At 69.9% G+C, this 25,987-nt stretch carries 20 protein-coding genes; 7 read left to right on the top strand and 13 right to left on the bottom strand.

The window, feature by feature from the left end:
- Positions 1-120 precede the first annotated feature (120 nt).
- The gene (locus D0D37_RS09755) at positions 121-1,230 is read left to right on the top strand and encodes a pyridoxal phosphate-dependent aminotransferase (protein ID WP_244223454.1); all 1,110 of its coding nucleotides are present in this window, start codon (positions 121-123) and stop codon (positions 1,228-1,230) included.
- Positions 1,231-1,317: 87 nt separating this feature from the next.
- Here the strand turns inward: D0D37_RS09755 and D0D37_RS09750 are convergent, their stop codons facing one another.
- Positions 1,318-2,073, bottom strand: coding sequence for a DUF3152 domain-containing protein (locus D0D37_RS09750; protein ID WP_116200177.1), 756 nt, complete (start codon positions 2,071-2,073; stop codon positions 1,318-1,320).
- 211 nt (positions 2,074-2,284) lie between these two features.
- Positions 2,285-3,292 carry a polysaccharide deacetylase family protein gene (locus D0D37_RS09745; protein ID WP_116200176.1) on the bottom strand — a complete coding sequence of 336 codons (1,008 nt, stop codon included), beginning with the start codon at positions 3,290-3,292 and terminating at the stop codon, positions 2,285-2,287.
- Between the two features lie 242 nt (positions 3,293-3,534).
- On the opposite strand from D0D37_RS09745, the gene D0D37_RS09740 reads away from it, so the two are divergent.
- Positions 3,535-4,455, top strand: coding sequence for a hypothetical protein (locus D0D37_RS09740; protein WP_116200225.1), 921 nt, complete (start codon positions 3,535-3,537; stop codon positions 4,453-4,455).
- Positions 4,456-4,908: 453 nt separating this feature from the next.
- Here the strand turns inward: D0D37_RS09740 and D0D37_RS09735 are convergent, their stop codons facing one another.
- The 3 genes from D0D37_RS09735 to D0D37_RS09725 form a co-directional block, all read right to left on the bottom strand.
- Entirely contained in the window at positions 4,909-6,855 is a 1,947-nt protein-coding gene (locus tag D0D37_RS09735) for a YhgE/Pip family protein (RefSeq protein WP_116200175.1), read from the bottom strand.
- Complete coding sequence (locus D0D37_RS09730; protein ID WP_208719878.1) at positions 6,852-7,532, bottom strand: ATP-binding cassette domain-containing protein; 681 nt, start codon at positions 7,530-7,532, stop codon at positions 6,852-6,854. The genes D0D37_RS09735 and D0D37_RS09730 overlap by 4 nt, the downstream gene beginning before the upstream one ends.
- A 364-nt stretch (positions 7,533-7,896) precedes the next feature.
- Positions 7,897-8,103, bottom strand: a complete 207-nt coding sequence (locus D0D37_RS09725; protein ID WP_116200173.1) for a hypothetical protein — start codon at positions 8,101-8,103, stop codon at positions 7,897-7,899.
- Between the two features lie 353 nt (positions 8,104-8,456).
- Between D0D37_RS09725 and D0D37_RS09720 the strand changes: the two genes are divergently transcribed.
- The 4 genes from D0D37_RS09720 (at position 8,457) to D0D37_RS09705 (ending at position 10,944) form a co-directional block, all read left to right on the top strand.
- Positions 8,457-8,900, top strand: coding sequence for a DUF3592 domain-containing protein (locus D0D37_RS09720; protein ID WP_116200172.1), 444 nt, complete (start codon positions 8,457-8,459; stop codon positions 8,898-8,900).
- Between the two features lie 97 nt (positions 8,901-8,997).
- Entirely contained in the window at positions 8,998-9,615 is a 618-nt protein-coding gene (locus D0D37_RS09715; RefSeq protein WP_167493514.1) for a carboxymuconolactone decarboxylase family protein, read from the top strand.
- Positions 9,616-9,639: 24 nt separating this feature from the next.
- The gene (locus D0D37_RS09710; protein WP_116200223.1) at positions 9,640-9,951 is read left to right on the top strand and encodes an EthD family reductase; all 312 of its coding nucleotides are present in this window, start codon (positions 9,640-9,642) and stop codon (positions 9,949-9,951) included.
- Between the two features lie 348 nt (positions 9,952-10,299).
- Positions 10,300-10,944, top strand: a complete 645-nt coding sequence (locus D0D37_RS09705; protein ID WP_116200171.1) for a lytic polysaccharide monooxygenase auxiliary activity family 9 protein — start codon at positions 10,300-10,302, stop codon at positions 10,942-10,944.
- 321 nt (positions 10,945-11,265) lie between these two features.
- Here D0D37_RS09705 and D0D37_RS09700 read toward each other — a convergent pair whose 3' ends face one another.
- From D0D37_RS09700 to D0D37_RS09670, 7 genes are all read right to left on the bottom strand, one after another.
- On the bottom strand, positions 11,266-13,239 hold the full coding sequence (locus D0D37_RS09700; RefSeq protein ID WP_244223453.1) for a glycoside hydrolase family 31 protein: 1,974 nt from the start codon (positions 13,237-13,239) through the stop codon (positions 11,266-11,268).
- A 209-nt stretch (positions 13,240-13,448) separates the two neighbouring features.
- On the bottom strand, positions 13,449-14,225 hold the full coding sequence (locus D0D37_RS09695) for a DeoR/GlpR family DNA-binding transcription regulator (protein WP_116200170.1): 777 nt from the start codon (positions 14,223-14,225) through the stop codon (positions 13,449-13,451).
- A gap of 81 nt (positions 14,226-14,306) precedes the next feature.
- Positions 14,307-16,187 (bottom strand): DUF5107 domain-containing protein, encoded by a 1,881-nt coding sequence (locus D0D37_RS09690; RefSeq protein ID WP_116200169.1) that lies wholly within the window; start codon positions 16,185-16,187, stop codon positions 14,307-14,309.
- On the bottom strand, positions 16,184-17,251 hold the full coding sequence (locus D0D37_RS09685) for an ABC transporter ATP-binding protein (protein ID WP_116200168.1): 1,068 nt from the start codon (positions 17,249-17,251) through the stop codon (positions 16,184-16,186). Before D0D37_RS09685 ends, D0D37_RS09690 begins: the two co-directional genes overlap by 4 nt.
- 7 nt (positions 17,252-17,258) lie before the next feature.
- Entirely contained in the window at positions 17,259-18,188 is a 930-nt protein-coding gene (locus D0D37_RS09680; RefSeq protein ID WP_116200167.1) for a carbohydrate ABC transporter permease, read from the bottom strand.
- Positions 18,189-18,198: 10 nt separating this feature from the next.
- Complete coding sequence (locus tag D0D37_RS09675) at positions 18,199-19,137, bottom strand: carbohydrate ABC transporter permease (RefSeq protein ID WP_116200166.1); 939 nt, start codon at positions 19,135-19,137, stop codon at positions 18,199-18,201.
- Positions 19,137-20,531, bottom strand: coding sequence for an ABC transporter substrate-binding protein (locus D0D37_RS09670; RefSeq protein WP_116200165.1), 1,395 nt, complete (start codon positions 20,529-20,531; stop codon positions 19,137-19,139). The genes D0D37_RS09675 and D0D37_RS09670 overlap by 1 nt, the downstream gene beginning before the upstream one ends.
- Before the next feature lie 253 nt (positions 20,532-20,784).
- On the opposite strand from D0D37_RS09670, the gene D0D37_RS09665 reads away from it, so the two are divergent.
- A complete protein-coding gene (locus D0D37_RS09665; protein ID WP_116200164.1) occupies positions 20,785-22,539 on the top strand; it encodes an RICIN domain-containing protein in 1,755 nt (584 codons plus the stop codon).
- 108 nt (positions 22,540-22,647) lie between these two features.
- Here the strand turns inward: D0D37_RS09665 and D0D37_RS09660 are convergent, their stop codons facing one another.
- Positions 22,648-25,782 carry a TIM-barrel domain-containing protein gene (locus tag D0D37_RS09660; protein WP_244223452.1) on the bottom strand — a complete coding sequence of 1,045 codons (3,135 nt, stop codon included), beginning with the start codon at positions 25,780-25,782 and terminating at the stop codon, positions 22,648-22,650.
- Positions 25,783-25,987 lie beyond the last annotated feature (205 nt).

Here is a 25,987-nt window from a genome sequence, read left to right as displayed (position 1 = left end):
GGCCCCCGCCCCGACGACCACCGACCGAGACGCTCCACCCACCCTATTGGCTCCATTGACAAACCAATTTAGCCGAATTGGCTCTGCCGGAACAGCGGGCCCGCCCAGATCATGGATGCCATGACGACCTTTGCCCCCAGCGCCTTGACCGCTCTGATCGACAGCCCGGTGCGCTACGACCTGGCCGAGAGCACCTGCCCGCCGCTGAGCTTCAGCGACTTGGCCGACCCGGGCGACCTCGCGGGCATGGTGCTCGGCTACGGCACTTCGCGCGGCGAAGCCGATCTGCGAGAGCTGATCGCCGCGGGTGCCGGGGTGAATGCCGAACAAGTGCTGGTCACGGTCGGTGCGATCGAAGCGATGTTCCTTGTCGCCCAAGCGACGTGCCGCCCGGGCGACCGGGTTCTCCTTGCCACGCCGTGCTTTCCGCCCGCGCGGACCGTCCCGGAAGGGCTCGGCATCCAGGTGGACACGGTGCCGTTGTCGTTCGACCACGGTTACCGGTTGCCGCTGGACACGATCGCGGAGACGCTCACCCCGCGGACTCGGCTGGTATCGCTGGCCTCGCCGCAGAATCCCTCGGGCGTCCGATTCACCGACGACGAGCTGCGGGCCTTGCTTGCCGCAGTGGAGGATGAGGCACCGGAAGCGATCGTGCTGATCGACGAGACTTACCGAGAGTCCACGTACGGCGACGTCCCGATCCCACGTTCGGCCGCGGCCATGTCGCCGCGAGTCGTCACCTGCTCGTCGCTGTCGAAGGCGCACGGCGCTGCTGGGCTTCGGCTCGGCTGGTTGACCACAACCGACGCCGAGCTGTACGAAACGCTCCGGCAAGCCAAGTTCCACACGACGATCGCGTGCTCCACGGTCGACGAGTTCCTTGCCGCGCAAGCACTCCGCCGAGGCGGCGAAATCCTGGCGCCCCGCGCCAGGCGTCTGCGGCAAGCGCTCGCCGAACTGCTGGACTGGGTGCCTGGCCAGCCAGTGGAGATCGTCCGGCCGGACGGTGGCGCCCTGTGCTGCCTGCGCCTTCCTGCCGACCGGTTCTCCGATGACGCAGTCGCCGCTTTCTACGGCCGCCTCGCCAAGCGCGACGTCCGGGTGGCGCCGGGCTCGTGGTTCGGCGAGCACGACCGCGTATTCCGGCTTGGCTTCGGCCACCTTCCGGCCGACGCTTTCAGCGCGGCTCTCGCCCGGCTGGCCGATGCCCTCGTCCAGAGCAGGTGACGGTCGGCACCGGAGGATACATCGCTGAATCCCGCCGGCAAGTCGGGCCGCCAGTGAACCTGGAGATCGGGAAAAGCCTTGGCGCGCTTACGATGCCGACGTCACCCACGCGTGCGCCCGGCAGACTTTGCCGTCCGGCTGGACAGACGAGGCGGCACCGGGCTCGGATCGGTTGAGCTGCGCGAGATAGGTGTTCGACAGTCCGAAGGTCTGCTGCATCATCACCGGCGCCGGCGCGCCGTCCGCGGGGCAGGCGACGTGGCCGTGTCCGAGAGCGTGCCCGACCTCGTGGTTGACGGCGTAGCGCCGGTAATCCGGAAGGTCGCCGTCGTAGGAGTGCGCCCCGCGGACCCAGCGCGCCAGGTTGACGACCACGCGCCCGCGCTTCGTGAGGTTGCAGGAGGTGTCGTACGGGATCGTGTAGCCGCAGAGGTCCGGGCGGCGGCTGGTGCCCGGGCTGGTCAAGCTGACCCGGAAGTCCGGCTCCGCGCCGGGGTCGCCGAGCCGGCGCAGCGACACTTTTCCGAGCCCGGTCCAGCCGCGCGGGTCCGCGAGGATCGCGTCGACCGCGGCGGCGAACGACGCGTCGCCGGCGGCGGGCTGGATGCCGTCCTCGACCTCGACGGTGTAGGTCAGCAACTGCGGTCCGGTGCCCGCTGTCGTACCGCTCCCGCCGGAGACGACGTGCCAGGTTCCCGCGCCGGAGACGGCGAACGGCGCGCCGTCCGGCAGCGCCGCTGAGTCGACGGGGTGGGCGGCAGCCGAGGACGGCTGGTAGGCCGCGGCCGACGGCGCCGCTTTGCCCGCTGCTCGCGGCTGCTGCGCCGCGGTCGGGATCAGCATTGCAGAACAGCCCAGGACCAAGGCGGACGCGACCGCGCACAATGACCGCCACGCTATCGGCCTCGGCACGCGACCCTCGGCGGGCTCGGCGGGCGGCGTAAAAGACACGAAAGTCGTCGCCGACCGCTGCTGGGTCCGAGTCCGAGGCGGCGGATCCGCGGAGCGTTGCCGGGGTTCGGGCAGCCGGCGCACGGTGTGGCGCGGGGCGGGTTCAGTAGGCAAGGGACATCTTCGGGTAAGAGGGGGCGAGTGCCGCGTCTGAACGCGGGTAAGAGACCACCGTCGGATCGCCGTCGGAGGTGTAGCGGTGCCCGGACGGCGAGGCGAGTTCGTCCAGCCAGTGCGCGGAACCGTAGTCCGCGTCCTTGCCGGTCGACTGCGAGCGGATCCGCGGGATCGAGCCGGGGTCGAACCGGCGGGAGTAGGGCGACGGCGCGGGACCGGCGCCGACGAGCAGCACTCCGGTGTAGGAGTATCCGTCGCCGTGCTGCGCGAGGCCGTCCTGCCGGGGGTGCGTGCCGTACGGCAGCGCGAGAGTGGTGGGGGTGTATCCCGGCACTGCCTTCTGGATCAAGGAGGCCTCCGCGCGGATCGCGTCCTGGACGGCCGCGGCCGAGACCGTGCGGAGATTGGTGTGCTCGAGCGTGTGGTTGCCGATCTCGAAGCCGTGCTGGTGCAGCCAGCTCAGCGTGCGTGCGCCGTCGGGGTCGCCGAAGGGACGCTGGTTGACGTACAAGCTCGCCACCGGCCGGAAACCGGGGTGTCTGGCCGCGACCTCGAACAGGATGCCGATCGCGGACCCGGGCATCGGATGACCTTGCGGCGTCAGCGTGAACACGCTGGGATCGCCGTCGTCGAAGGTGAGGACCACGGGGTGCGCACCGGCGGGCAGGTCGAGCCTGCCTGCGGTCAGGTCGGCTACGGTGACCGGGACGTAGTGTTCGGCGGCCAAGCGCTCCAGTTCCGCGGCGAAGTCGGCCGGGGTGCGCTCGTACACCGACTTCGGGTTCGCGGACAGCCGGTGGTACATCAGCACCGGGATCCGGCCGAGTTCGTCCGCGCCGATCTTTCGCGCGTCGTCGGCGGTCAGGCGCGGGTGCGCTGCCGCCGGTTTCACCGCCGGAGCCGGTGGCGGGGCCGGATCGGGCGCCGGGGCACCGCAGGCGGCGAGACCGGCGAGGGCGGGGAACACGGCCCCGAGCCGCAGAAGTGCGCGCATCGGCCGATTCTGCGGCCGGAGCGCGGCCGCCGCGAGCAGGTTGCGCCGGTCGGGTGAACGCGAATTCGTTGGCGCACTGGGAAAAACTCCGGTTCGCACAGGTAGAAGGCTTGCGCCCGCGGACCGCCCGGGCACGATGCGGTGATCGTCGGAAATCGCGTTTGCCGCGGGGAAACGGGGGAATTCCCGGGATGTTTCCGAATCCGGCCGCGCGGAGCCGGACCGCCCCCGAAGGAGCCTGGATGCCCGACGCCCGGATGACCCGCCGAGCTTTACTCGCCTTCGCGGTCGCCGGTCTCGGCGCGAGCGCCTGCGGCGGGCCGTCCGCCGCGGAGACGATCGCGCCGCCGGCAGCCGCCAGGGCCGCGAGCATCCCGCCGCCCCGGCCGCCGAACGCGCTGGCCACGAGCAAGCTGATCGGTTTCTGCGGTGCCCCCGGCAGCCGCGCGCTCGGGGAGATGACCGGTGATCTCGCCGCCGCGGGCCGGAAATTGGCCCGGCAGATCCAGTCCTTCCCGCGAGAGAACCCGATGACGCCGGTGGTGGAGCTGATCGCCACCACCGCGCACCGGGAGCCGGGGCCGGACGGGATGTACCGCAGCCGCTGCCCGGATCCGACCGTGCGGGAGTACCTCGACGAGGCGCGTGCGCTGAAAGGCTTGCTGCTGCTGAACATCCAGCCCGGCCGGGCCGATTTCCTTCCCGAGGTGCAAGCCTACGAGCGCTGGCTGGCCGAGCCGGACGTCGGCGTCGCGCTGGACCCGGAATGGGCGGTCGAGCCCGGGGACGTGCCCGGCCGGAAATTCGGCCGGACCACGGGCGCCGAACTCGACGGCGTCGCCGCCTACCTCGGCGGTCTCGCCCGGCGCGCGCACCTTCCGGACAAAGTCATGGTCTACCACCAGGTCGCGTCCTCGGTCGTGCGCGACGAGGCGAGCCTTCGCCCGCATCCCGGCGTGTCGGTCGTGAAGGTCGTCGACGGGATCGGCAGCGCCGCGGCGAAAACGGCGACCTGGAAGACACTGATGAAAGCCAAACCGGCCCACGTGCTCCCGGGATTCAAACTGTTCTTCCACGAAGACACTCGCCACGGCGCCGCACTGATGACTCCGGCCGACGTCCTCGCGCTGAGCCCGCAGCCGGATTACATAGTTTGTGAATGAGCACGCACGGCTGAAGACAATTTGCCCACGCGGCCTTTAAACGGCCGCACTGTGCTGTGGACAGCGCCGACGACCACGAACTGTTCGTGGCCGCGCGCGCATCGCCCGGGCAGCCGGTGTGCCAGGCCGCTTGAGTCAATCTCCCGGGTTCACAGCATGTTTCGCCGCATTACGGGTATGTTCTTCGCGCGGGCCCGGTCGCTCCACCCCCCTCGACGACCGGGCCCGTCTCATCGACTGCTGTGCCACGCGTCGTCCGGAACCGTGCTCAGTTGCGGCACGTCGCGGCCCCAGCGCTGCCCGCCGCGCAATCGCTGCGGCACCAAGCCAAACTGGCGAGGAGAAGGGCATAGCCGGGCTGTCTGAGGGCGGACACCACCTCGCCAAGGCCGCGATCGGAGCTGGGGCCATCCGCCGACTGCCGAACACGGATCACGGCACGCAACAGCCGAGTCAGAGTTCGATTTCGGGGTGCAGACGGGAGACTGTCCATCTCCGTTGCCGGTTGGCGGCGAGGCTGGTGCCCGCGAGGGCCACGACCGCGAAGCAGGCCAGGACCGCGAAGTCTCGGATGAGGTGTGTGCTCAGGCCGCCGGACACAGTGACGCGCAGGCCGTCGACGAGGTAGGTCATGGGCAGCAGGGGGTTGAGGAGCTGGAAGAACCCGGGGGTCGTCGGCATCGGGTACAGGCCGCCGGAGGAGGTCAGCTGGAGAATGAGCAGGACCAGGGACAGCACGTCTCCGGGGGCGCCGAGCACGGTGCGCAGGCAGTGGTCGATCGCGACGAACGAGGCCGCACCGACGAGCAGCAGGAGCACGGTCAGCAGCGGGTGAACCGGATCGAGCCCGAGCCCGAAGTCCACGACGGCGTACAGGACCAACGCCCCGGCGCAGCCGAGCACGGCACCGGGAAGCCAGCCGGCTACGGCGACGGTCGCAGCCGATACCCGGGAGGCGAGCGCGCGTTTGTTCAGCGGGCGCAGGAGCAGGTAGGCGAAGAGGCCGAAGACCCATAGCGCGATTCCGAAGAAGAAGGGCGCGAAACCGCGTCCGTAGACTCCGGCCGGGTTGAGGTTGTGCCGGTCGACGTGCACTGGATTGCCCAGTACCTCGGCTGCGTGGGCGATCTGGGCGGGGTTGGTTTGCGGGATCTGCTTGAGGCTGTCGTCGACGACGCGGGAGAGGTCGGCCGCGCCGCTGTGTGCCTGGTCGGCGGCGGTCTGTGCGGTGGTCGCGCCCTTGTTCAGCGTGGTCAGTCCCGCGGTGAGCGTGCGCGTGCCGGCACTGATGTCCTGTGCGCCGTCGTCGAGCAGCGTGGTGGACCCGCTGAGCGCGGTGATGTTCTGTTGTGCGGCACCGACATTCGCCTGCAGGGACTGTGCCTGCTGGAACGCTTGTTGTGCGGTGTGATCGGCCGCCGCGGTGTTCCCGTCCACTCGCGCGGCAGCGTCGGCAAGCTGGTGGGCGTCCGAGAGTGCGCGCTGGTACGCGGGATCGCCGCGCAGCTGCGGGAAGGTGTCGGCGAGCTGTGTGAGGTCGGCGGTGCCGCGCTGGGTGTACTGGCTTACCTGCGACGTCCCGGTGTGCGCGGCGGCGAGGCCTCGCGCGGTGACGCTCGTGACTCCGGTCAGGGTGGCGGCGGCGGGCGGCAGCTGATCGGACACGGTCTGGCCGAGTTTCCGGGCCTGACCGCCGAGCGTGTGCACGGCTTGGGAGACGCGGTCCGCGCCGCTGGAGATCTGCGCTGTGCCCTGGCGGAGCGTGCCGGTGCCGGAGGTGAGGGCGCTGGCCGCCTGCTGTCCGACCGCGGTGGCGTCGACCAGCCGGTGCGCGCCGTCCGAAGCGGTGGTGAGCTTGTCCCGCACCTCGGACAGCTCGCCGTAGATGCTGCGGACGTAGGCCGCGTGGGCGGCGGCGTTGATCTGGTCCTGCAGCTCCGGCTGCACCACCTCGGTCATGATGCCGACGACGTAGTTGTTGGCGTCGTTGAGTTCGATGCCGATCCCCGCCTGCTCGGGGCGCGTGTTCGCCGCCGTGGCGAGTTTGCCGCTGAAGTCCGGCGGGACGGTGATCGTGAAGTAGTAGCGGCCGTCGGTCAGCCCGGCACGGGCTTCGCTGCTGTCGACGAAGTGCCAGTCGAAGGTGCCTGCCGCTTTGAGCTGCTGGACGAGCTGGGTACCGGCGTCGATCGGCTCGCCCTGGGGTCCTTGCGCGGGCCGGTCCTCGTTGACGACCGCGACCGGGATGCTGCTCAGCTTGCCGTACGGGTCCCAGTTCGCCCACAGGTACATCGCCCCGTAGAGCAGCGGAACGAGGCACAGCACCACGGGGACGAGGCGGCGCAGCGGGCTGCCTCGGAACCGCCGGAGTTCGAGGACCGCGAGCCGTACCGCCTTCATCGGGCTTCCTCCTGTGCCGAGTCGCCGGGCAGCCGGTCGGCGCTCAGCGCCGGCAGTGCGAGCGGGAACGCGCCGAGGTCCGCGGGCGCGGGGCGGGCGGAGCCGGTGAGCATGGTGACGCCGGTGCGAGCGGCCTGCCCGACCGCCGTCCACACCTCCCGGCGCTGGTCCGGGGTGCAATCGCGGTCGAGGTCGTCGAGCACGATCGCGCCCGGCCGTTCGGCGAGGCAGAGCGCCAGCGCCAGCCGCGTCGAACCGGCCGTGCCGAGTTCTTCGGCCATCAGCTTCTCCGGGACGTCGAGGCCGACCACGTCCAGCGCGGCGCGCACCGCGGCGGTCGTCACGCCGGGCGCGAGCCAGGTGCGTTCGGCGATCAGCTCGCCGACCCGCAACCGGGGCTCCAGCGCGAGCGCCGGTCCCGCCGCGGCCACCGCCACCGTGCGCCGGACTTCCCGGTGGTCGTCGGGCAGGACGTGCGCTCCCACCCGCACCGCGCCCGAGGTGAGCCGCATCCGGCCCGCCAGCGCCAGCAGCAGGCAGGTTCGCCCGGTCCCGGCCGCTCCGTGCACGGCCAGGATCGCGCTCGCGGGCAAGTCCAGATCGACATTCTCGAACACCGGCCCCCTCGGTCCGCGCACCCCGAGGCCTCGAGCGGTGATCCGCACTCCTGACTGCATGATCGGACGGTAACCGCGCGACACCGGTCCGCGCACGACGACGCCGCAGCCGGTTCACCGGGACGAGGACCAGGATCCTCGGGCAGCCGCCGCGCCGCCGGAGTGCTTCTGGCTCGGCGACGGGTGCTGCCGACGATGTCCGCGATCTCGGCTCGCAGCCGACGTGAGGTCCAGACGATCACCGGATGCGACCAGGCACGCGGAAACGACGCTATGGGTGCCCCGTCGGCGGCGCGGGCAGGACTTTGCCTGAGTGGCCGGTCCGAGCGACTGTCGGCCGACGATGATCGGCGCGTTGTGCAGGAGAGGCCCCGGGTCTGGTGCTGCGCGGTGTCCGAGTCCGGACCTGCTCCGCGTTACGCCGTCAGCTCCAGGGCTGGCTGAGGAACAAGTAGCCGCGTTGGGCGCCGCTTTGCCGGCTGCGGCGAACGGCGTCGCGCCGGGCCTGGCGGTGACCGCGGCCCGCGGGGTTCGGCTTTCCTTTGCGGCCGAGGTCCTTCGAGTCCACGATCAGCCCCGCGGCGAGCAGCACGATGACGATCCCGCCCAGGATGACGAATGCTTCCAGCATGATTCCCCCTGCCGGTCGGCTTTTCTTCTCCGTGTCGCCAGACTAGGACGACGCGGTGCCGGCGGCGGGAAACTTGAGGATTACTTAGGCTCGGTTGAGCAGCATTTAGGGTCTGCGGAAGAATCGCAGGAATATTCTTCGCGGAATTGGCGACCGGGTGAAGTCCCCGTGCTGCCGCAATCCGAACACGGCGCCGAGCGGGCCGCAGCCTCCAGTCCGCGTTCTCCGGGGCGCTTTCCGAAGGGAAACTGGCGGGAACCGGGCAGCCTTCAACGAAGTCCAAGCGCCGGCAAGTGCGCTTCGCGTCGGTCTTTCCCTGACCGGCGGATCACCAGGCAAGGAAGGCCGGGTTCGTGACGACTGTGCAGACCGTGGCGTGGAGCTGCTGGGGCGGCTTTGTCCTGGCGGTGATCCTGGTCTCGGTTTTCCAGATGCGCAAGCTCCGGCACCGGGAGAACGGGATGCGGACCTGGCCGCACGTCGAGGCGGTGGTCGTCGGTCACCATGCGGTGCCTGGGGTGGGCTCCGGCGACACTTCGTCTTCGTCGCCGTCGTACCTCAGCATCTACCAGTATGTCGGTCCGGACGGCCGGACCTATCAAGGGAAGACGGTCTGGAGCAAGACCCGGCCGCTGCCGGTCCGGCAAGCTTTGCCGGTGTGCGTCAATCCGGCCTCTCCGGCGGAGTCGTATCCGGTGGAGAAGACCAGTCGAGCCATGCTGGGGTGCATGTTCGTCGTCATGGGGGTGTTCTGCGTCGGCTCGTTCTTCTTCTTGCGGGTGCTCGTCGGGAGCTGACCGCGCACCGGCGGCGGACCTCCTTGTGCTTCGTTATTCGAAGCACTAGCCTACGTCCCGTGCTTCTGATTTCGAAACAACCTCGACGGGGGCGGCGATGTCGCGAATAGCCCTGGTGGAACCGCCGTATGCCGACCAGGCCGGTGCGCTGCTCGCGCGCATGATGCCCGGGGACGAACCGCCGATCGGGCTGTTCCGGATGTTCGCCAGGAACCTCCCGATGGCCGGCGCTTTGCACGAGTGGGGACGCTACGAGCTGGGCCGACAGCTGAGCCTGACCATGCGGGAGCGCGAGATCGCCATCGACCGGACCTGCGTGCGGTGCGGCTGCGAGTACGAGTGGGGCGTGCACATGAAGGTGTTCGCCGGACGGGTCGGGCTCACCCGCGAGCAGGCGGCCTCCCTGGTGCACGGCGGTCCCGATGACGAGTGCTGGACGTCCGAGCGGGAACGGCTGCTCATCCTCGCCGTCGACGCGCTGCACGAGCGTTCCGACCTCGACGACGCGCTGTGGGCACGGCTCGCGTCGTTCTTCGACGAGGTCCAGTTGCTCGATCTGCTTCTGCTGTGCGGGTGGTACCACGCCGTCAGCTTCGCCGCGCGCGCCGCGCGGGTGCCGTACGAGCCCGGCGCGCCTCGCTTCGCCGACTTTCTCCCCGGCACGACTGGGGCCGAGCGCTCAGCAGGAGCTTCCGGATCACCCGGAGTGTCATAGTCTTTTCTCGTAATGGAGGCAGTCATGCACAAGCTGGTGGTTCTGTATTCCCAGCCCGTCGATCCCGACCATTTCCGCGACTACTACGTGACCCGCCACCTTCCGCTGGTCACGAAAATGCCCGGCCTGCTCGCGTGGCGCTACAGCTTCGACGTGGCGGCGGCCGGGGGAGAAGCGCCGTATTTCGCGGTCTTCGAAGGGGACTTCGCGGACGCCGCCGCCCTGGCCGCGGCTCGGGCGTCGACGCACGGCCAGCGGGCGGCCGCCGATGTCGTCAACTATGCCACCGGCGGTGCGGTCGTCATCGACTATCCGGTGCAGGAAGGCGCTGGCTGAGGCAGGCCGGGCCGCGTTCGGCGAGCTGGTACGGCCAGGTCCGGGTGTCGGCGGATGCCGTTCGCGGTTTCCGCCGTGCCTTGGCGGGTGACGCCCTGTCCAGAAGGCCTCGTGCGGTGAGGCGTTGAACTTGACCGATCGGCCGAGTCGCGACTCGCCGGACGGCTGGGCCGGTCCCCACGCGGAGCCGGAGCCGGAGCCGGAGCAGCCGTCGGGCATCGTGGCAGCACGTGCTCGGCGATGCGGTACTCGTAAAACTCGTCCGCGCCCGACTTTCGGGCCTACAAGCCGGTGCGCCGGGGCACCTACCGTGGGGTGGTCTAGACCTCTCATGGGAGGAATCCTGCGATGAAGTTTTCCCGCTCCGCCGTCAAGGTCGGCATGCTGACCGCCGTGCTCGGCACGGTCTCGGTGTTCACCGCCGTCCCCGCCCTCGCGCACGGCTCGATGGGCAACCCGATCAGCCGGATCATGCAATGTTTCCAGGAGGGTCCGGAGAATCCGCAGTCCGCCGCGTGCAAGGCCGCCGTCGCGGTGGGCGACAGCTGGCCGCTCTACGACTGGGACGAGGTCAACATCGGCGACGCCAGCGGCCGCAGCCGCGAGATCATCCCGGACGGCAAGCTGTGCAGCGCCGGCCGGGACAAGTACAAGGGGCTCGACCTGGCCCGCGACGACTGGCCGGCGACCACGATGCCGGGCAGCGGCCCGTACACGTTCCAGTACCAGCTGACCGCCGCGCACGAGGGCACCTTCGAGCTGTACGTCACCAAGCCGGGCTACGACCCGACGAAGCCGCTCAAGTGGTCCGACCTGGAGGACACCCCGTTCTACAAGCAGGACAACCCGCCGATCGTCGGCAACGCCTACCAACTGCAGGCGAACCTGCCCGGCGGGCGCACCGGCAGGCACCTGATCTACTCGATCTGGCAACGCCATTGGCCCGACTCCGGCGAAGCCTTCTACTCCTGCTCGGACGTCATCTTCACCTGATCTCCGCGGCTGCCCGGCAGCGGTAGCGAAGACCGCCGCCGGGCGGACCGGGGAAAGGAAGCCGGACGAAGCGCGGACACCACGCACGACAGCGTGTCCTACGAGAACCGGCCGACGATGACCGTGCCCAGCCGGGCCCAGTGCCAAGCAGGACAAGCAGTCTTGCCGCCGCGGACGTGTCCCAGTCGCCGGGGCTGATGGTTCGGTTCTCCAGCGAGCCGAGCGAAGCCCTAACGATTCCGCAGCGTTCATCGTCGGCGCCAGCGGGAGGATTTCGACGAGACGCCCGGCCCGGACAATAGCCCGGACCGGGCGCGGCGGTCAGTGGCTCAGCGACTTGACGAGACCAGTCCATCCCGGAGCACCGATCCGGACGAACATGGGCGTCGTGTCCAGCGGAGCCGGGTAGTTGTGCAGCGTTCGCCCGCCCATCTCCACCCGCTTGGTGTGCGGGTCGAACCACAGCCCGGACGGCAGCGCGATGTCGCGCGCATTGCCCGCCGTGATCATCGGGGCCGCCAGCAGGGCGGGGCCGAGCAACCACTCGTCGTCGATCGTGTCGAAGCGGTGGTCGGCGGGGAAGTCGAAATAGACCGGCCGCATGATCGGCGTGCCGTCCGCGACCGCCTGCTGTACCTGCGTTTTCAGGTAGCCCGCCAGCTTCGCGTGGGTGCGGACCGCGTCGGCGTACAGTTTCGCGGTGTCGGCCGGGTAGACGACCTGCTTGCCCGTCGTGGTGTCGATCGTCGTCACCGGGGACGTCGACGCGTACATCAGCGGCATCAGCGACGCGGCCTGCGCCCAGCGCACCAGCACCTCGCGCGAAGGCGGCGGCATGCTGTTCGATCCGCCGATCATGTCCGTCTCGACGAACGGGTAGCCGTCGGTCGAGATCGCCGACGCGCGGCGCAGCGACGTGCGCAGGCCGTCCCACGTCGTGTCCGCGTCGACCGCCCGGATGACGAACCCGTAGCGCTGGTTGCCCCAGTGCGTGCGGATGCCCGCGCCCTGCTGGTCGAACGCGTCGGTCATGTCCGCGCCGAGCTTCTGGTAGTCCTGCGGGGTCAGGTTCCCGGTGGTGGCGCAGCGGTCGTCGAAGAAGCGGGTGTCGAACTTGAAGCCGTCGACGCCGTAGTCGGCCATCAGCTTCCGCAGGTTGCCGGTGTACCAGTCGCGCGCCTGCGGATTGCCGAGGTCGATGATGCCCGCGGTGCCGTTCCACCAGGTCACCGTGCACGGCTGGGCGGTGTTTCCCTTGGCGCGCACCAGGTAGCCGTGGTCGCGGGCGTAGGCGTAGTTCGCCGAGTCCAGGTTGATCCAGAACGTGGTCCACAGGCCGAACTTCTGGCCCGTCGCGTGGATGTCGGCGGCCAGTTTCTTCGGGTCCGGGAACGTCTTCGGGTCGAAGGTCAGGTTGCCGTAGTTGGATTCCCATTTGTCGTCGAGTTGCACGGTGTGCCCGGCGACGCCCGCCGCTTTCAGGTCACGCGCCCACGAAAGCACCTTGTCCTGGTCGATGTTTCGGTAGTACTGCGCCCAGGAATTCCACAGCGGGCTCGCGTACTCGGCGTCGGACGCGTCGCTCTTGGCGGGCTTGCCGACCTCGCCGAGGTAGTCGTCGTGCACCGCGCGGCGGCTCGACTCCACGAAAACCGTGCTCGCGTACTCCGCGGAGTTCGTGACGGCCAGATCGGCGCGCCCGTCGGCGAGCGCGACCTTCATCGGCTGTGCGGTGCGCACGAAGAGCCCGACCGATTTCGAAGTGAAGAAATAGGGTTCCTGCATCATGTAGCTGGCGGGGGAGAACTCCGGCTCGTTCACCGTGCCCGCGGAAAGCGGGTACGGCTGGGCTTTCCCTTCGCTGGTTTCGCCGCCGCCGTACCAGTGGCCGGACGACGTCAGGTCGAAGTGCGTCGCCCGCTGTCCGGCGGCGAGGCCGTCGACGGACCAGTTCAGGTCGAACCGGTCCGAGTGCGGGGTGATCCGCAGGGTCACCGGGCGGTTCGCGGTGCTGTCGGCCCGGGCGACGACAGTCTCGCCGTCGCGCGAGATCGACCGGACCCGCGTTGCCACGCCGCCGTCGAAAGTGAACGCGTCGGACGCGGTGCGCAGCAAGTGCTCCCCTCCGCGCGAGAGGCTGATGCCCAGGCGAGCGGTGTCGATGCGCAGCTGATAGCCGGGGGAATCGGGACCGCGCGGCACTGAGATCGCAGAGAGCGGATCCGCGGCGGCGGGAGCGGCGACGGTTCCGGCGAGGATGAGCCCGGCCGCCGCGTACGCGAGGAGTCGAGGCACGTGCGCCTCCTATTCTGCGTGATTGTGCTCAATCTGACGCTCGAACATGCAGTAGTAAGCACATCGCGCACCGGCTTTGTCAAGGCTCGTGTCGGCAGCTGGGACGGATCGCCGCGACCAGACCCGAGTGTCCTCAATGGACCCGGGCGCGCTCGGTCGGCCGTCCGCCGGAGAAGCGGCGGACGGCGATCCGGGACGGCCGAGGGCGGTCAGGCGATCTGCACCGGGATCCCGGCGGCCTTGAGGGCGGCGGTGACGTCGGGGTCGGCGTCGGTGTCGGTCACGACTTCGTGGACGTCGGAGATGTCGCAGATGCGGGCGAAGGCGCGGCGGCCGAGCTTGGAACTGTCCGCCACGGCCACCACGCGGGCGGCGTTGTGCACCATGAGCCGGTTGATGTCGGCCTCGCCCTCGTGGCAGGCGAACGCGCCGGCCGCGGGGTGCAGCGCGTCCACGCCGAGGAACAGCAGGTCCAGACTGAGCTGGCTGAGCACCAGGGTGGCCAGCGGCCCGCTCAGCTCGAAGGACTGCGGGCGGGCGACCCCTCCGGTGACGACGATCTTCATGTTCGGCCGCACGGCCAGCTCGTGCGCGATGTTGAGCGCGTTGGTCACGATGGTGAGGCCCGGGGCGTCGGCGAGGTCCGCGCGCATGGCCAGCGCCCGGGCCACGCCCGCGGTCGTCGTCCCGCCGTTGAGGCCGATCACCATTCCATTGGACACCAGTGCCGCCGCCGCCGCGCTGATCCGTTGTTTTTCCGGGGCGTGGCGGGCGGTTTTGTACCGCAGCGGCAGGTCGTAGGCCAGGTCGTTCGCGACGGCTCCGCCGTGCGTGCGGGTGAGCAGCTGCTGCTCGGCGAGGTGGTCCAGATCGCGGCGGATCGTGGCGGCGGAGACGTTCAGCTCCGCGGCCACCTCTTCGACGTCGAGTTTCTCCCGCTTCGCCAGGAGGTCCAACAGTGTGCTCAACCGTTCATGCCGAGCCATCGGCTTGTGCTCCCTTCGAGCCGGTCCCCGTGCCTGCGTGCCCGCCGCCGCGCCATTGTTCACCCCTCGGGCCGGTTGCGCTCATCCGCCCTCGCCGCCGGTTTTCATCCGGAAGTCGTATTCGGCGGGCAACGGGCCGGGGGAGATCGCATGCCACACATCGCTCAGCGACGTCTCGCCCTCGCGGATCCCCGGGACAGTGAACCCGTGCTGGTACACCTCGCGCGCGCCGTCGAGATCGCCGAGCGCGAGCAAAGTCCGCGCCCGCAGCAACGCGAACCGGCTCTCGACCGGCCACGGTTCGAGCAGTGTCCGCGCGGTGCCCGGATCTCCGGCGGCGAGGTGCGCGGTGACGGCCTCCTGCGCCAGCGGCGCCAGTTTCGGCAGCAGGTCCGCCGCACGGCGGTAATACTCCGCGGCGCGCACCGGATCGTCCTGGGCGACGGCGAGGTTCCGCCACGCCCAGCCGTTCGGTTCGGCCTCGACCGACCAGTGCCACGCTGCTGCCGCGCCGTCGCGGTCGCCTGCCGCCCAGCGCGCGATTCCGCGGTGGTACCAGGTGAGCCAGCCCCCGTCCGGCACCGCTTCCAGCAGCCCGGCCCAATGGCGGTTGGTCAGCGTGTCCGGGGGTTCGGCGGCGGGCTCGGCCCGGGGCGCGACGCCGTCGAGCAAGTCCAGCCACGGCTGCTGGGCCGGGCCGAGACTGTCCTCCGGGAACGGTGTCCCGGGCAGGTCCGCCAGCATCCGGCGGGTCTCCAGCGCACCCCAGCCGGATCCCGCGGCCAGGAGTTCCCCGGGAGCGGCGTCGGCGACCGCACGCCATTCGCGCCACCGCCGGTCCAGTTCGGCCGAGGTGGGCAGCCCAGCGGCGACCGAAGCGAGCGCGGCGGGCCAGTCCGGTCCGTGCGCGATCTCCGGGTCGGCCTCGACCGGACCGTAGCTTTCGAGCCAGTCCCACGACGCGCCCGCGGGCAGCCTCAGGTGTTCGAGCTGCGTCCGCGCGAGCCCGGCCTGGATTTCGAGGTATCCCTCCATGCCGGGCGCGAGCCATTCCTGCCACCGCCGTCCGCCCGCGGATTCGCCCCACACGAACAGTTTCCGTCCGCGCAGCCGCGCCGTGGACGCCTGGCCGAGCCCGCGCCCGGCCGAGTCCACCGCGGCGATCCACGGCGGCCCGTCCACCTCGAAGAAATAGTCGGCCGCCGCACTGGCTCGCGCGGGAAAGGTGAGATCGCCGCCGACGTCGACGAGTTCCAGCCGCCCGGAATAGCCGTAGTGCCAGGCTCGCGCGGCCGGGGCCAGCACGCGGGTCCCGGCCGTCTGCGCCACCGCGGTGTTGGACCACCAGTAGACCGGCACGTCGCGGTCGTGCGGATTGCGGATCCGCACCCCGACGAACAGCTGCCGCGACCCTTCGGGCAGCCAGAAATCCAGCTGGTACGGCAGGTCGCGGGTCCGTTCCCACTCCCACAGCCGCAGCACCGGTTCGCCGCCGGGCCCCGCCGCCTCGGCGGCGAACATCGGCGCGCAGGTCAGCGCGGTGTGCCCGGTGCTGCCGAGGTTCCACTCGACCCCGCCGGCGAACCACGCGTCGCGCAGCGCCAGGTTCGCCGGCTGGAACACCCGGTTGCGATACACCAGATCCCGGCCGGTTTTCTTGTCCAGCAAGGAATGCAGCCGCCCGCCGAGTCCGGGAAGGACGGTCGCGCGCAGCAGGTCGTTCTCCAGCACCAGCGCGGGCAGCCGCTGTTCGGTCCGGTCGCGGCCGTACCCGTCCTGCAGCCGGTACGGCAGAACCGTGTCCAGCCGGCCGTAGGAAAGGTTCGCCGCCAGATCGCCGGGCAGTTCGTCCGCATTGGACACTGTGGCCACCGGTTCGGCGCGGACCAGCGGCGGCAACGGGTTCTCCGGGCCGAGTGCGGCCGCGGGCAGCACGAGTTCGGTGCTGGTGACGGCGCTCATGCGTCCGGCAGCCGTTCGCCAGTGGCGGCGTCGAACAGATGCGCCGCACCGGTTTTCGGCGCCAGCGAGATCTCCTCGCCGCGCCGCCACGGCGCCATGCCGGGCGTCCGCACGGTCAGCACCCGGTCCCCGGCCCGGCAGTAGAGGTACTGGTCGCTGCCGAGTTCCTCGACCACCTCGACGACCGCGCGGTATCCGGCGCCGCCGACGTCCCAGCCTTCCGGCCGCACGCCGACGACGATCCCCGGCCCGGTCAGCGCGGACCGCTGCGCCGCGGTCAGCGGGAGCGTGCCGTCGCCCGCCGCCGCGCCGGAACCGTCCACAGTGGTCTCGATGAGGTTCATCGCGGGGGAACCGATGAAGCCCGCGACGAACACGTTGCACGGGCGTTCGAACAGCCCGACCGGGGTATCGCACTGCTGGAGCACGCCGTCGCGCAGCACGGCCACCCGGTCGCCCATCGTCATCGCCTCGATCTGGTCGTGCGTGACGTACAGCGTGGTGGTGCCGAGCCGCCGTTGCAGCGACGCGATCTGCGTGCGGGTCTGCACCCGCAGCTTGGCGTCCAGATTGGACAGCGGCTCGTCCATCAGGAACACGCTCGGCTCGCGCACGATCGCCCGGCCCATCGCGACCCGCTGCCGCTGCCCGCCGGACAGCTTCGCCGGGCGCCGGTCGAGGTATCCGGTGAGGTCCAGGGTGGCCGCGGCCTCGCGGATCCGGCGTTCCCGTTCGGCCTTCGGCATCCGCGCCAGCCTGAGGTGGAAACCGATGTTCTCCGCGACGGTCATGTGCGGGTAGAGCGCGTAGTTCTGGAACACCATCGCGATGTCCCGCTCCTTCGGCGGAAGCTCGGTGACGTCGCGCTCGCCGATGTGGATCGAGCCCCCGTCCACGCCCTCCAGCCCGGCGAGCATCCGCAGCGTGGTCGATTTGCCGCAGCCGGAAGGGCCGACCAGCACGAGGAATTCGCCGTCGGCGACCTCCAGGTCGAGGCCGTCCACGGCGGGGCGCTCGACCCCGGCGTAATAGCGGGTGGTGTCGGTGAAGCTCACGGTGGCCATCAGAGTCCTACTTTCCGGCGCCGAGGGTCAGGCCGGTGATGATCCGGCGGGCGAGCACGACGTAGAGCAGCAGCATCGGGAGCACGACGATCGCCACCCCGGCGATCAACCCGCCGTACTCGGACTGGTAGCTGGCCGCGCCGTAGAAGGTGAACAGCGCGCGCGACAGCGTGAAGTGCGCCTGGTCCTTGAGGAACACGATCGCCAGCAGGGTTTCGTTCCACAGCCCGATCGCGTTGAGCGTCAGCGCGGTGACCACGCCGCCGCGGGCCAGCGGCAGGACCACCGAGACGAAGACCCGCACCGGCGACGCGCCGTCGAGCACCGCGGCCTCTTCGATCTCGTCGGGCAGCGAGCGGAAGAACCCGGTCAGCAGGAACACGGTGAACGGGATCGAGAGCGCCACGTAGAGCACGAACAGCCCGTACTGGTTGTCCAGATGGATTTCGCTGAACGCGACGAACAGCGGGATGATCACGGTCTGGAACGGCACCCCCATGCCGATCGCGACGCCGTTGGTCAGCACGCCCGAACCGCGGACGCCGAGCCGGGTGAGCGCGTAGGCGCACGGCGCGGAAATCGCGACCGTGACCACCGTCGCCAGCCCGACCAGGACCACGGTGGACAGCACCGCGTCGCCGAACCCGGCGTTGTTCCAGGCGTAGACGAAGTTCCGGAACGGCTTGCCGACGCGGAACCACTGGTACGGCAGGGCGAACGGCTTGGTGAAGATCTCCACCGGCGTCTTGAACGACGCGGTGATCAGCCAGTACAGCACCAGCAGGTTGCCCGCGGTGAACAGCCACACGATCGCCGAGCCGAGCAGCCGCAGCGGGCTCAGCCGGCGGCTGCCGGGGGCGGGGCGGGGCCGGCGCGGCGGCGTGCGCCGGGGCCGGCCCGGTGCGCTGCCGCGCGGCGGCGCTTCCGTGACGGTCACAGGGTCTCCTTCAGAACTGGATGGCGTCACGGCGCATCAGCCGGCGCAGCAGCACGACGAGGATCGAGACGAGCGCGATCATCGCGACCGCGCAGGCGCAGGCCGCCCCGAAATCCGGGGTGCCGTTCGAGCCGAAGGTCCGGTCGAACACGTAGATGCCGAGCGTCCACGCCTGGTTCGGCGGCGCGTAGGTGCCGGGGCCGGCGAGCACGAAGACGAGTTCGAAGATCTTGAGCGCGTTGATCGTCCACAGCACCCCCGCCACGCCCACCACGTCCCAGGTGAGCGGCAGCGTGATGGAGCGGAACTTCTGCCAGGGCGACGCCCCGCCCAGGTCCGCGTCCTCGTAGAGGTACGGCGGGATCTGGTCCACCGCGGCCATCAGGATGGTGATGTAGAACCCGGAGCTGGCCCAGATCAGCGACGCGGTCACCACCCCGGTCACGTTCTCCGGGGCCAGGAACTTCGCCGCGTCCGCGCCGAGGTGCTCCAGCGCGTAGTTGGCGAGCCCTTGCTTGCCCGGCTGGTACTTGAACACGAAGCCGAGGAACATGCCGAGCGCGACCGGGGCGACGATGTTCGGGAAGAACAGGATCGCCCGCACGACCTTCCCGCCGCGCATGTCCCGCAGCACCATGGTGAACAGGAACGCGAGCAGGAAGGTGCCGATGCCGCCGAGGAACACGTAGATCAGCGTGTTGCCGAAGGCGTAGCGGAACGAATCGCTCTGCCACATCCGCACGTAGTTGCCGACCCCCTGCGGACGCGGCGTGTCGCCCGCGCCGGACCAGCTGGTGAAGCTGAGCACGACCGTCGCGATCGTGGGCAGCACCAGGAACGCCAGGTAGAGCGCGAGCGCGGGGGCGGCGAAAGGCCAGAACAGCTTGCGCCTGCGGCGCAGGTGCGGCCCCAGCGCGGGGCGCCGCGCCGGGGCGGTGACCGCCGCCATCAGTGCTGGTTCTTCCAGAAGGCGGCGGACTTCTGCGCGAGCTGCGCCACGAACGCCTCCGGCGTCAGCTGTCCCTTGAGCAGCGCGGTGTCGGCGGGGTCGAACACGTCGGTCTGCCATTTGCCGCCGGCGATCGCGTCGATGCCGTCGTACTGCAGCACGTGCTCCTTCTTCTGGTCGTCCATCACAGTCTTGACCGGCTTGAGATCGTCGGGCACCGCGAGATCGGGGCGGGGCACCAGGTTGTCGGCCACCGCGGGGATGCCGGCCAGGTTGCCCTTGTTGAGGAAGTAGGCGATGAACGCCTTGGCCGCGTCGGCGTTCTTGGCCTTCTTGGGCACGGCGAAGCCGATCGACATCTGTTCCACGGTGTCGTGCGCGGCGCCCGGCGGCATCGGGAACTGGAACGAGCCGTAGTCGATCTTCGTGCCGGCGCCCTGCTTGTCCAGGTACTCGCGGGTTTCGCTCGGCGCCCAGGTGCCGACGTACAGGAAGCGCGCGTCGCCGTCCGCCCAGCGCTGCTGGATCTGCGGGAACTTGGCCGCGTCCCAGCCGTCGATGAAGTACTTCGAGATCCGCGCGGTCTGCGCGGCCGCCTCGCGGAACCCCGGCACGTCGGTCCACGCGCGGCCGGTCGGGTCCTGCGCCGCCTTCGCCAGCCCGCCCGCGCCGACGTAGCGTTCGGCGAGCTGGGTGAAGTAGTACATGTTGTAGAACGGGATGTCGCCGTCCTGGCTCACCGCGGCCTTGCCGTCCGCCTTGGCCTTGTCGAACAGGCCGACCAGGTCGTCCACGGTCTTCGGCTGGGCGATCGCTCCGATCTTGGCCTTGTCGTACCACCAGGCGCTGGACTGGATCTCGTACGGCACCAGGAAGCTGTGCCCCTCGCGGTCCTTGTTCTGCGGGAAGTCGTACGAGGTGGGGGAGAGGACGTCCTTGACGGTCTTGTCGCCCTCGCCGATCTTCATGCCGAACACGTCGTCGAGGCCCTGCGTGCCGCCCGGCGTCATGATCGCCGCGCCGACCTTGCTGACGTCCTGGTCGAACAGGTCGGGGACATTGCCGGTGTTGAGCGCCGGGACGAGGTTCTGGGTGTAGGCCTTGCGGCCGAGCCACTGGACCTCGACCTTGACGCCGGTCTTGTTCTGGAAGCACTGCAACGCCTTTTGCAGCACCTTGCCCTGCGGCTCGTCCGCGGTCCACATGGACCAGTAGAGGAGTTGTCCGCCGCTCGCCGGTTTCACGGCCGGTTCCGGACAGGGCGAAGAAAGGAACTCGGCCGCACCGGGAAGCGCGTTCTCCCCGGCACTGTCGCCCGCCGCGTCGCCGCTGCCGCACCCGGCGAGCAGCAGCGTCGCCGCTAGGGTCGAGCCCACGAGCTTGTGAAACCGCATCAGCCACCACCTGATCGAGGTCGAAGACCACACACTGAGTGCGTGTTGCTGCGCATTTTTAGGGTTGATCAATCACTTGTCAACATTTCGGCCGAGGTTCGCGCCTGCATCGTGACGCGCGGGGGAGTCGTGCGGTGACCTGCTCGAAGAGGGTCGAATGGCGGGTTGACAGCGCAAAATCAAGCATCAAGACTGTGTGAACATGTTCGTTCTTGTCGATTGTTGATGCCGATCGCCTGCGAGGAACCGAGCCATGCCACGCTTCCGCACAACGTTCGCCGCCGGCGCGGCCCTGGCCCTCTCCGCCGGGTCCTTCGCCGGGCTCACCGTCGCGCACGCCGATCCGGGGTACTCCGTGTCGGTCGGGGCCGTCGCCGAGTACCCGTTCCCGACGGACACCCCGGCCGCTCCGTTCCTCGACCGGGACGGGACCTTCCACTTCCAGCAGTCCGCCGCCCTCTACGGCAAGGAAGGCCCGCGGGTCTGGGACTTCTACACCGGCACGGACTTCGACTCGGCGCGGCGCGACGCGGGGTTGAGCGACGCGGTGAACCCGGCCGAGCCGAGAGACCGCAACAACGACACGACGTGGCGCTGCGACACCAGCCCGACCGGCCGCGAGGCGACCGACCCGCCCGCCGGGTCGAGCTACACCCAGAAGAACTTCTGCGATCTCGTCGGCACCTGGGTCGATCCGGATACCGGTGACTGGTACGGCTTGGTGCACAACGAGTTCACCCCCGAACCGTTCGGCGCCTATTCGTTTTCGCACTACGACGCCATCGACTGGGCGGTATCGGCCGACCGGGGCCACACCTGGCGGATCGGCGGGCACGCGATCACGTCGCCGTACTCGACGAAACGCGGCGACACGACGGCGTTCCCGAACCAGACGTTCGACTACGGCGACGGCGATCCGCGGCTGTTCGCCGACCCGAAGTCGGGCTACTTCTACGTCTACTACGGCTCTCGCGTCGTGACGAAGGCCGGAGCGGGCGGCGGCGGGTTCAGCGGCTTGGCCCACGTGGCCCGCGCGCCGATGTCCGGGAAAATGGGCACCGGAACGTGGCAGAAGTGGTACGACGGCCGATGGGCGCAGCCGGGCGTCGGCGGCAAGGAAAGCAATCTGGTGCCCACGGACGTCGATCCCCGCGGCTACACCCCGCCGGCGCAGGACTACGACCCCGCGCGCGCCGGCACCGCGGCCCAGCAGATCGCCGCGGGGACGCTGCCGCGCAAATCCGACCTGTTCGTCATGAACATCGCCTACGACGCGCATCTCGGGCTGTACCTCGGCGAGCCGGAGGCGGTCGATTCGGTGGTCCCGCAACGGTTCTACGCGACCGAGGACCTGGCGAACCCGAAGTGGCGGCTGATCGGCGACACCGGCTCCTACCGGGACCAGTCGTGGTACCGCTGGTTCGTCGACTCGGCCACCCGGACTGCCGGGACGATCGTGGGCAAGACGTTCCGGTCCTACTGCTCGATCTCGTGCGTGGACGGCCGCGACGGCGTCTACGCGGACGTGACCGTCACGTCCGCCGCCCCCGCCGCGTCGCCGGTCGACCCGGGCCGCGTCTACCGGATCGGGTCCGGTCGGGTCCTTACGCAGTCCGGTCGTACCGGTACCACCTCCGTGCCGCCCGGGCAGGCCGGGGACCGAGCGAACTGGCGGTTCTCTCCGGTTGGCGACGGTTCTTACCGCATCGTCAACGCCGCGAGCGGCCTGGCACTGGGCGTCCCGGCGACGCCGTCCGGGCGCGCCTGGGGGACCGCGCCGAGCCTGAGCGCCGATTCCGGTGTTGGCCAGCAATGGTTCCTGGTCCCCGCGGACGGCGGGATGCGCCTGGTCAACCGCTACAGCGGTTTGGTGCTGGCGCTTTCGGCGGCACCGGGTCGGCGGAGTGAGACGGTGCCGGTGCGCTCCTGGACCGATCGCAGCGGCAGCCGGGTCGGCGACGGTCGTACCGCGGGCGAGCAGATCCTGCGGCTCACCCCGCGCCGCTGAAGCACCGGAGGCCGGGCCCCGGCCACCGCGGTCGTCCGTGAGGGGAACCCTGAGGGACTCTGAGTCCCTCAGGGTTCCCCTCACGGACCGCAAACCCGTGGCCCGGCGTCAGGCGATGGCCGCGGTGAACACGTGCAGGGCCGCATTGGACGGCAGAGTGACCGCGACGACCCGTTTGCTCGCCGTGAGCGGAACGGAATTCGCGAACACCCGGTAAGCCACCGTCGGATAAGCCGGACCGGCCTTCGTGTTCTTCCCGGACACCGAGGCGACCGTAGTCGCGCCGTACTTCGCCGGATCGGAGCAGCACCAGTTCGGGAAGCCCAGGTCAGCCTGGCTCGTACTGCCGTCGGCGTACCGGACGACGACCCGGCCGCTCGCGGCGGACCCGGTTCCGGTGCCGGTCAGGACCAGTTTGGAACCGCTGCCCTGCACGGCGACCGTCTGCCCGGCGGCGACGACGTTGTCCGGCTTCCCGGTACCGGCCTCCGGCCAGGTCGACTGGGCGCCGTCCGCGATGAACGACGCTCCCGGTTTCAGGCCCGCTTCGGCGAGGCCTTCCGCGCGGAAGCTGCTGCCGCCGCCGTCGAGGTCCCCGTTCGCGACGTGTGCCGCGTCAGTGACGCCGACATTCCCGTACGCCGCGGCCACCGTCGCGTACGGCACGGTCACCATCGCTGACCCCGCCGTTTCATGGGTGCCCAGCCTGGCCTGGTACTTCGCGGTGGCAGTCAGCTCGTAGTCTGCCGGGCGCAGCCCCGGATCCGGGGTCAGCCGCACCGGGATTCGCACCGACTGGCCCGGCCAGACGAGCGTCGGAACCTGCGAAACGTCCGCGTGGAAACCGTTGCCCTGTACCGACAATGCCACGTCACGCACGGGCACCGGGGTGCTGTTGGTGAAGCTGACGGTGGCCGACACGGCTTGGCCCGGCGTGGCCGTGGCGGGGACGGAAAGCCGCACCGAGGCGTTGTCGTCGCCGGGGAAGAAGCCGCCGACCGCGCTCGTCCCGAGCAACCGGATGTCCTGCGCGGCACCGGAATCGATCGAGCCCGTCTTCACCCGCACGACACCTCGCGCGGACGGGTCGTACCACCAGCCGGACGCGGCCTTGTCCAGTTCGGCCTCGGTCGCGTACTGCCGCAGGATTCCGCGCCCGCCCTGGACCGCCGCGGGTTTCGTTCCCGTGTGGACGGACAGCTGGTAGTTCCGCGCCGCCGGTTTCCCGGCATAGGACCCGGCGCTCGCACCGATCCCGACGGTCACCGTGCCCGGACCGGACCGCGGCGCGTCCACCGTGAACGTCTGCTGGGCCTGCTCGCCGCGCTGGTAGCCGCGCGTGACGCCGTCGTCCTCGGCGAGGGTGAAGCTGCCGTTGCCCTGCGGGTAGACGTCGACGTCGAGCTGTCCCTTGTCGCGGGTCTGCCACGACGTCGTGCCCTTCGCCCACATCGGCACCACGGCACCGCCCCGGACGAACAGCGGCAGCTTGTCCAGCGGCGCGTCATAACCGTCCACAGTGGTCGGACCGGTGTAGGTTTTGCCGCTCCAGTAGTCCACCCAGGTGCCCTTGGGCAGGTAGACGCCGTCGCGCACGGACGAATTGTCGTACACCGGGGCGACCAGGAAGTCCGTGCCGGACAGGAATTCGTACTTCGCCTTGTCCGTCCACGCGTTCGGGTCGTCGGGGTATTCCAGGGCCAGCGGCCGGACCTGGCCGACCCCGGTCTGGTGCGCCCGCACCGAGTAGCTGTAGGTGTAGGGCAGCAGGCGTTCCTTGAGCAGCAGGTACTCGCGGTTGATCGAGGTGAAGGGCTCGCCTTGGCGCCACGGCTGCTTGTCCGCCGCCGCCCAGCCGTCCATGGTCATCGCGACCGGCAGGAAGGACTTCCACTGCAGGTCGCGGACGTAGGTCTGTGGGCTGCCGCCGAAGATGCCGTCGATGTCGCCGGTGTTGTAGGCGATGCCGGACAGCGTCGAGCCCGCGTAGGTGGGGATCTGCCACTTGATGTAGTCGTAGGACCCGGACTGGTCGCCGCTCCACAGCACGCCGCACCGCTGCGCGCCGGCCCAGCTCACCGGCTGCCAGACGAACCCGCGCGCGTCGCTGTTGTCCTCGATGCCCTTGTGCGCGGTGTCGCAGGCGTCGAGGGCGAACTGGTAGCCGGGCCCGACCCAGGCGACGTCCAGTTTGCGCACGCGGACGCCCGCCTTGACCTCCTCGGCCTGGTTGGGCACGCCGTTCTCGGTCCACAGGCCGAGCTGCATCTTGTTGTCCCGCAAGCCTTCGCCGGTTTGCTGGAGGTTTTCGTAGCCGCAGCCGTACCCGTCGTTGACCAGCATCCAGCCGTTGGGCATGCCGTGTTCGGGATAGCCCTCGGCCACCTTCACCGCGTCGAGAGTGTGCCGTTCGCCGCGGTTGGCGTTGTGCAGATAGCAGTCGGAATCGCCGGTCTCCAGGCCGTAAATGGGCGGGAGGAAGGGTTTGCCGACCAGGTCGGTGTAGCCGGAGATGACGTCCTTGAGCCCGTCGCCGACGACGTAGGTGGCGTCGAAGCGCCGCTCGTCGTGCGTCGTGCGGACCGGATCGGCGAACGAGTAGCTGCCGGGTGCGAAGGTGTTGCGCAGCACGCCGTACCCGGCTGTCGAGGCGTAGAACGGCTGGGAGTTCGGTGCGCCGCCGTCGTTCCAGTTGTCGTCGGCGAAGATCTTGATGGTCTGGTCGCGATGGCTGAAGCGGCCGTTCTGCTCGCCGCCGCCGACGTACTGCTCGTTCGCGCCGCGCGCGAGCGTCTGCGTGGTGGTGTCCCCGGTCCAGGACAGCGGGGCGGACTCGGCCCAGAGCTGCTTGCGGTCCGCGCCGTCGTAGAGGGCGAACTTCAACGGGTTCTTGTAGGCGCGGAGCGTGGCCTTGCCGGTGCTGATCGCCCAGTAGCCGCCTCGGTCGGTCCGCTTCGGCACCACGGGGGCGGAGCCGTTCGGCAGCACGATCTTGCTCCCCGCCGGATCGGTGAACGTCCCGTCCGGTGCGAGCCAGACGCGGACCGCGGCCGCCGTGGGAAAGCTGACCCGGACGGCCGCCGTTCCCGCGGTCAGGGTGGTCACCGGACCGTCGCCGGAGATCTGGGTCAGGTCCCCGAGCTGCCCGGCGGGGGCTGCGGCGGCTTGGGCGGCTTGGGCGGTGGCGGGAGCGGCGACGGCCAGCAAGACCAGTACTGCGGCCAGGCATCGCCAGGGTTGCATATATCTGACCATTATGCACCTTCCTCGCGCATTAAAATGCACAGTGCGGTCTTGTATAGCGCACTCGGGCAGCGAAGTCACCGGCTGAACCGGTGGAGCAGACTTCCGTCGGTGTCCAGCCCCGGTGCTGGCGTGCCGGACTCGCGCGCGGTTGTCGAGGCGAGCCCATTCGGCCTGTGACAGGGCGCGCGGGGCTCTCCGACTC

The organism is Amycolatopsis circi (assembly GCF_003385235.1).
Lineage (GTDB): Bacteria > Actinomycetota > Actinomycetes > Mycobacteriales > Pseudonocardiaceae > Amycolatopsis > Amycolatopsis circi.
This window is presented reverse-complemented; position numbering and strand designations above follow the sequence as displayed.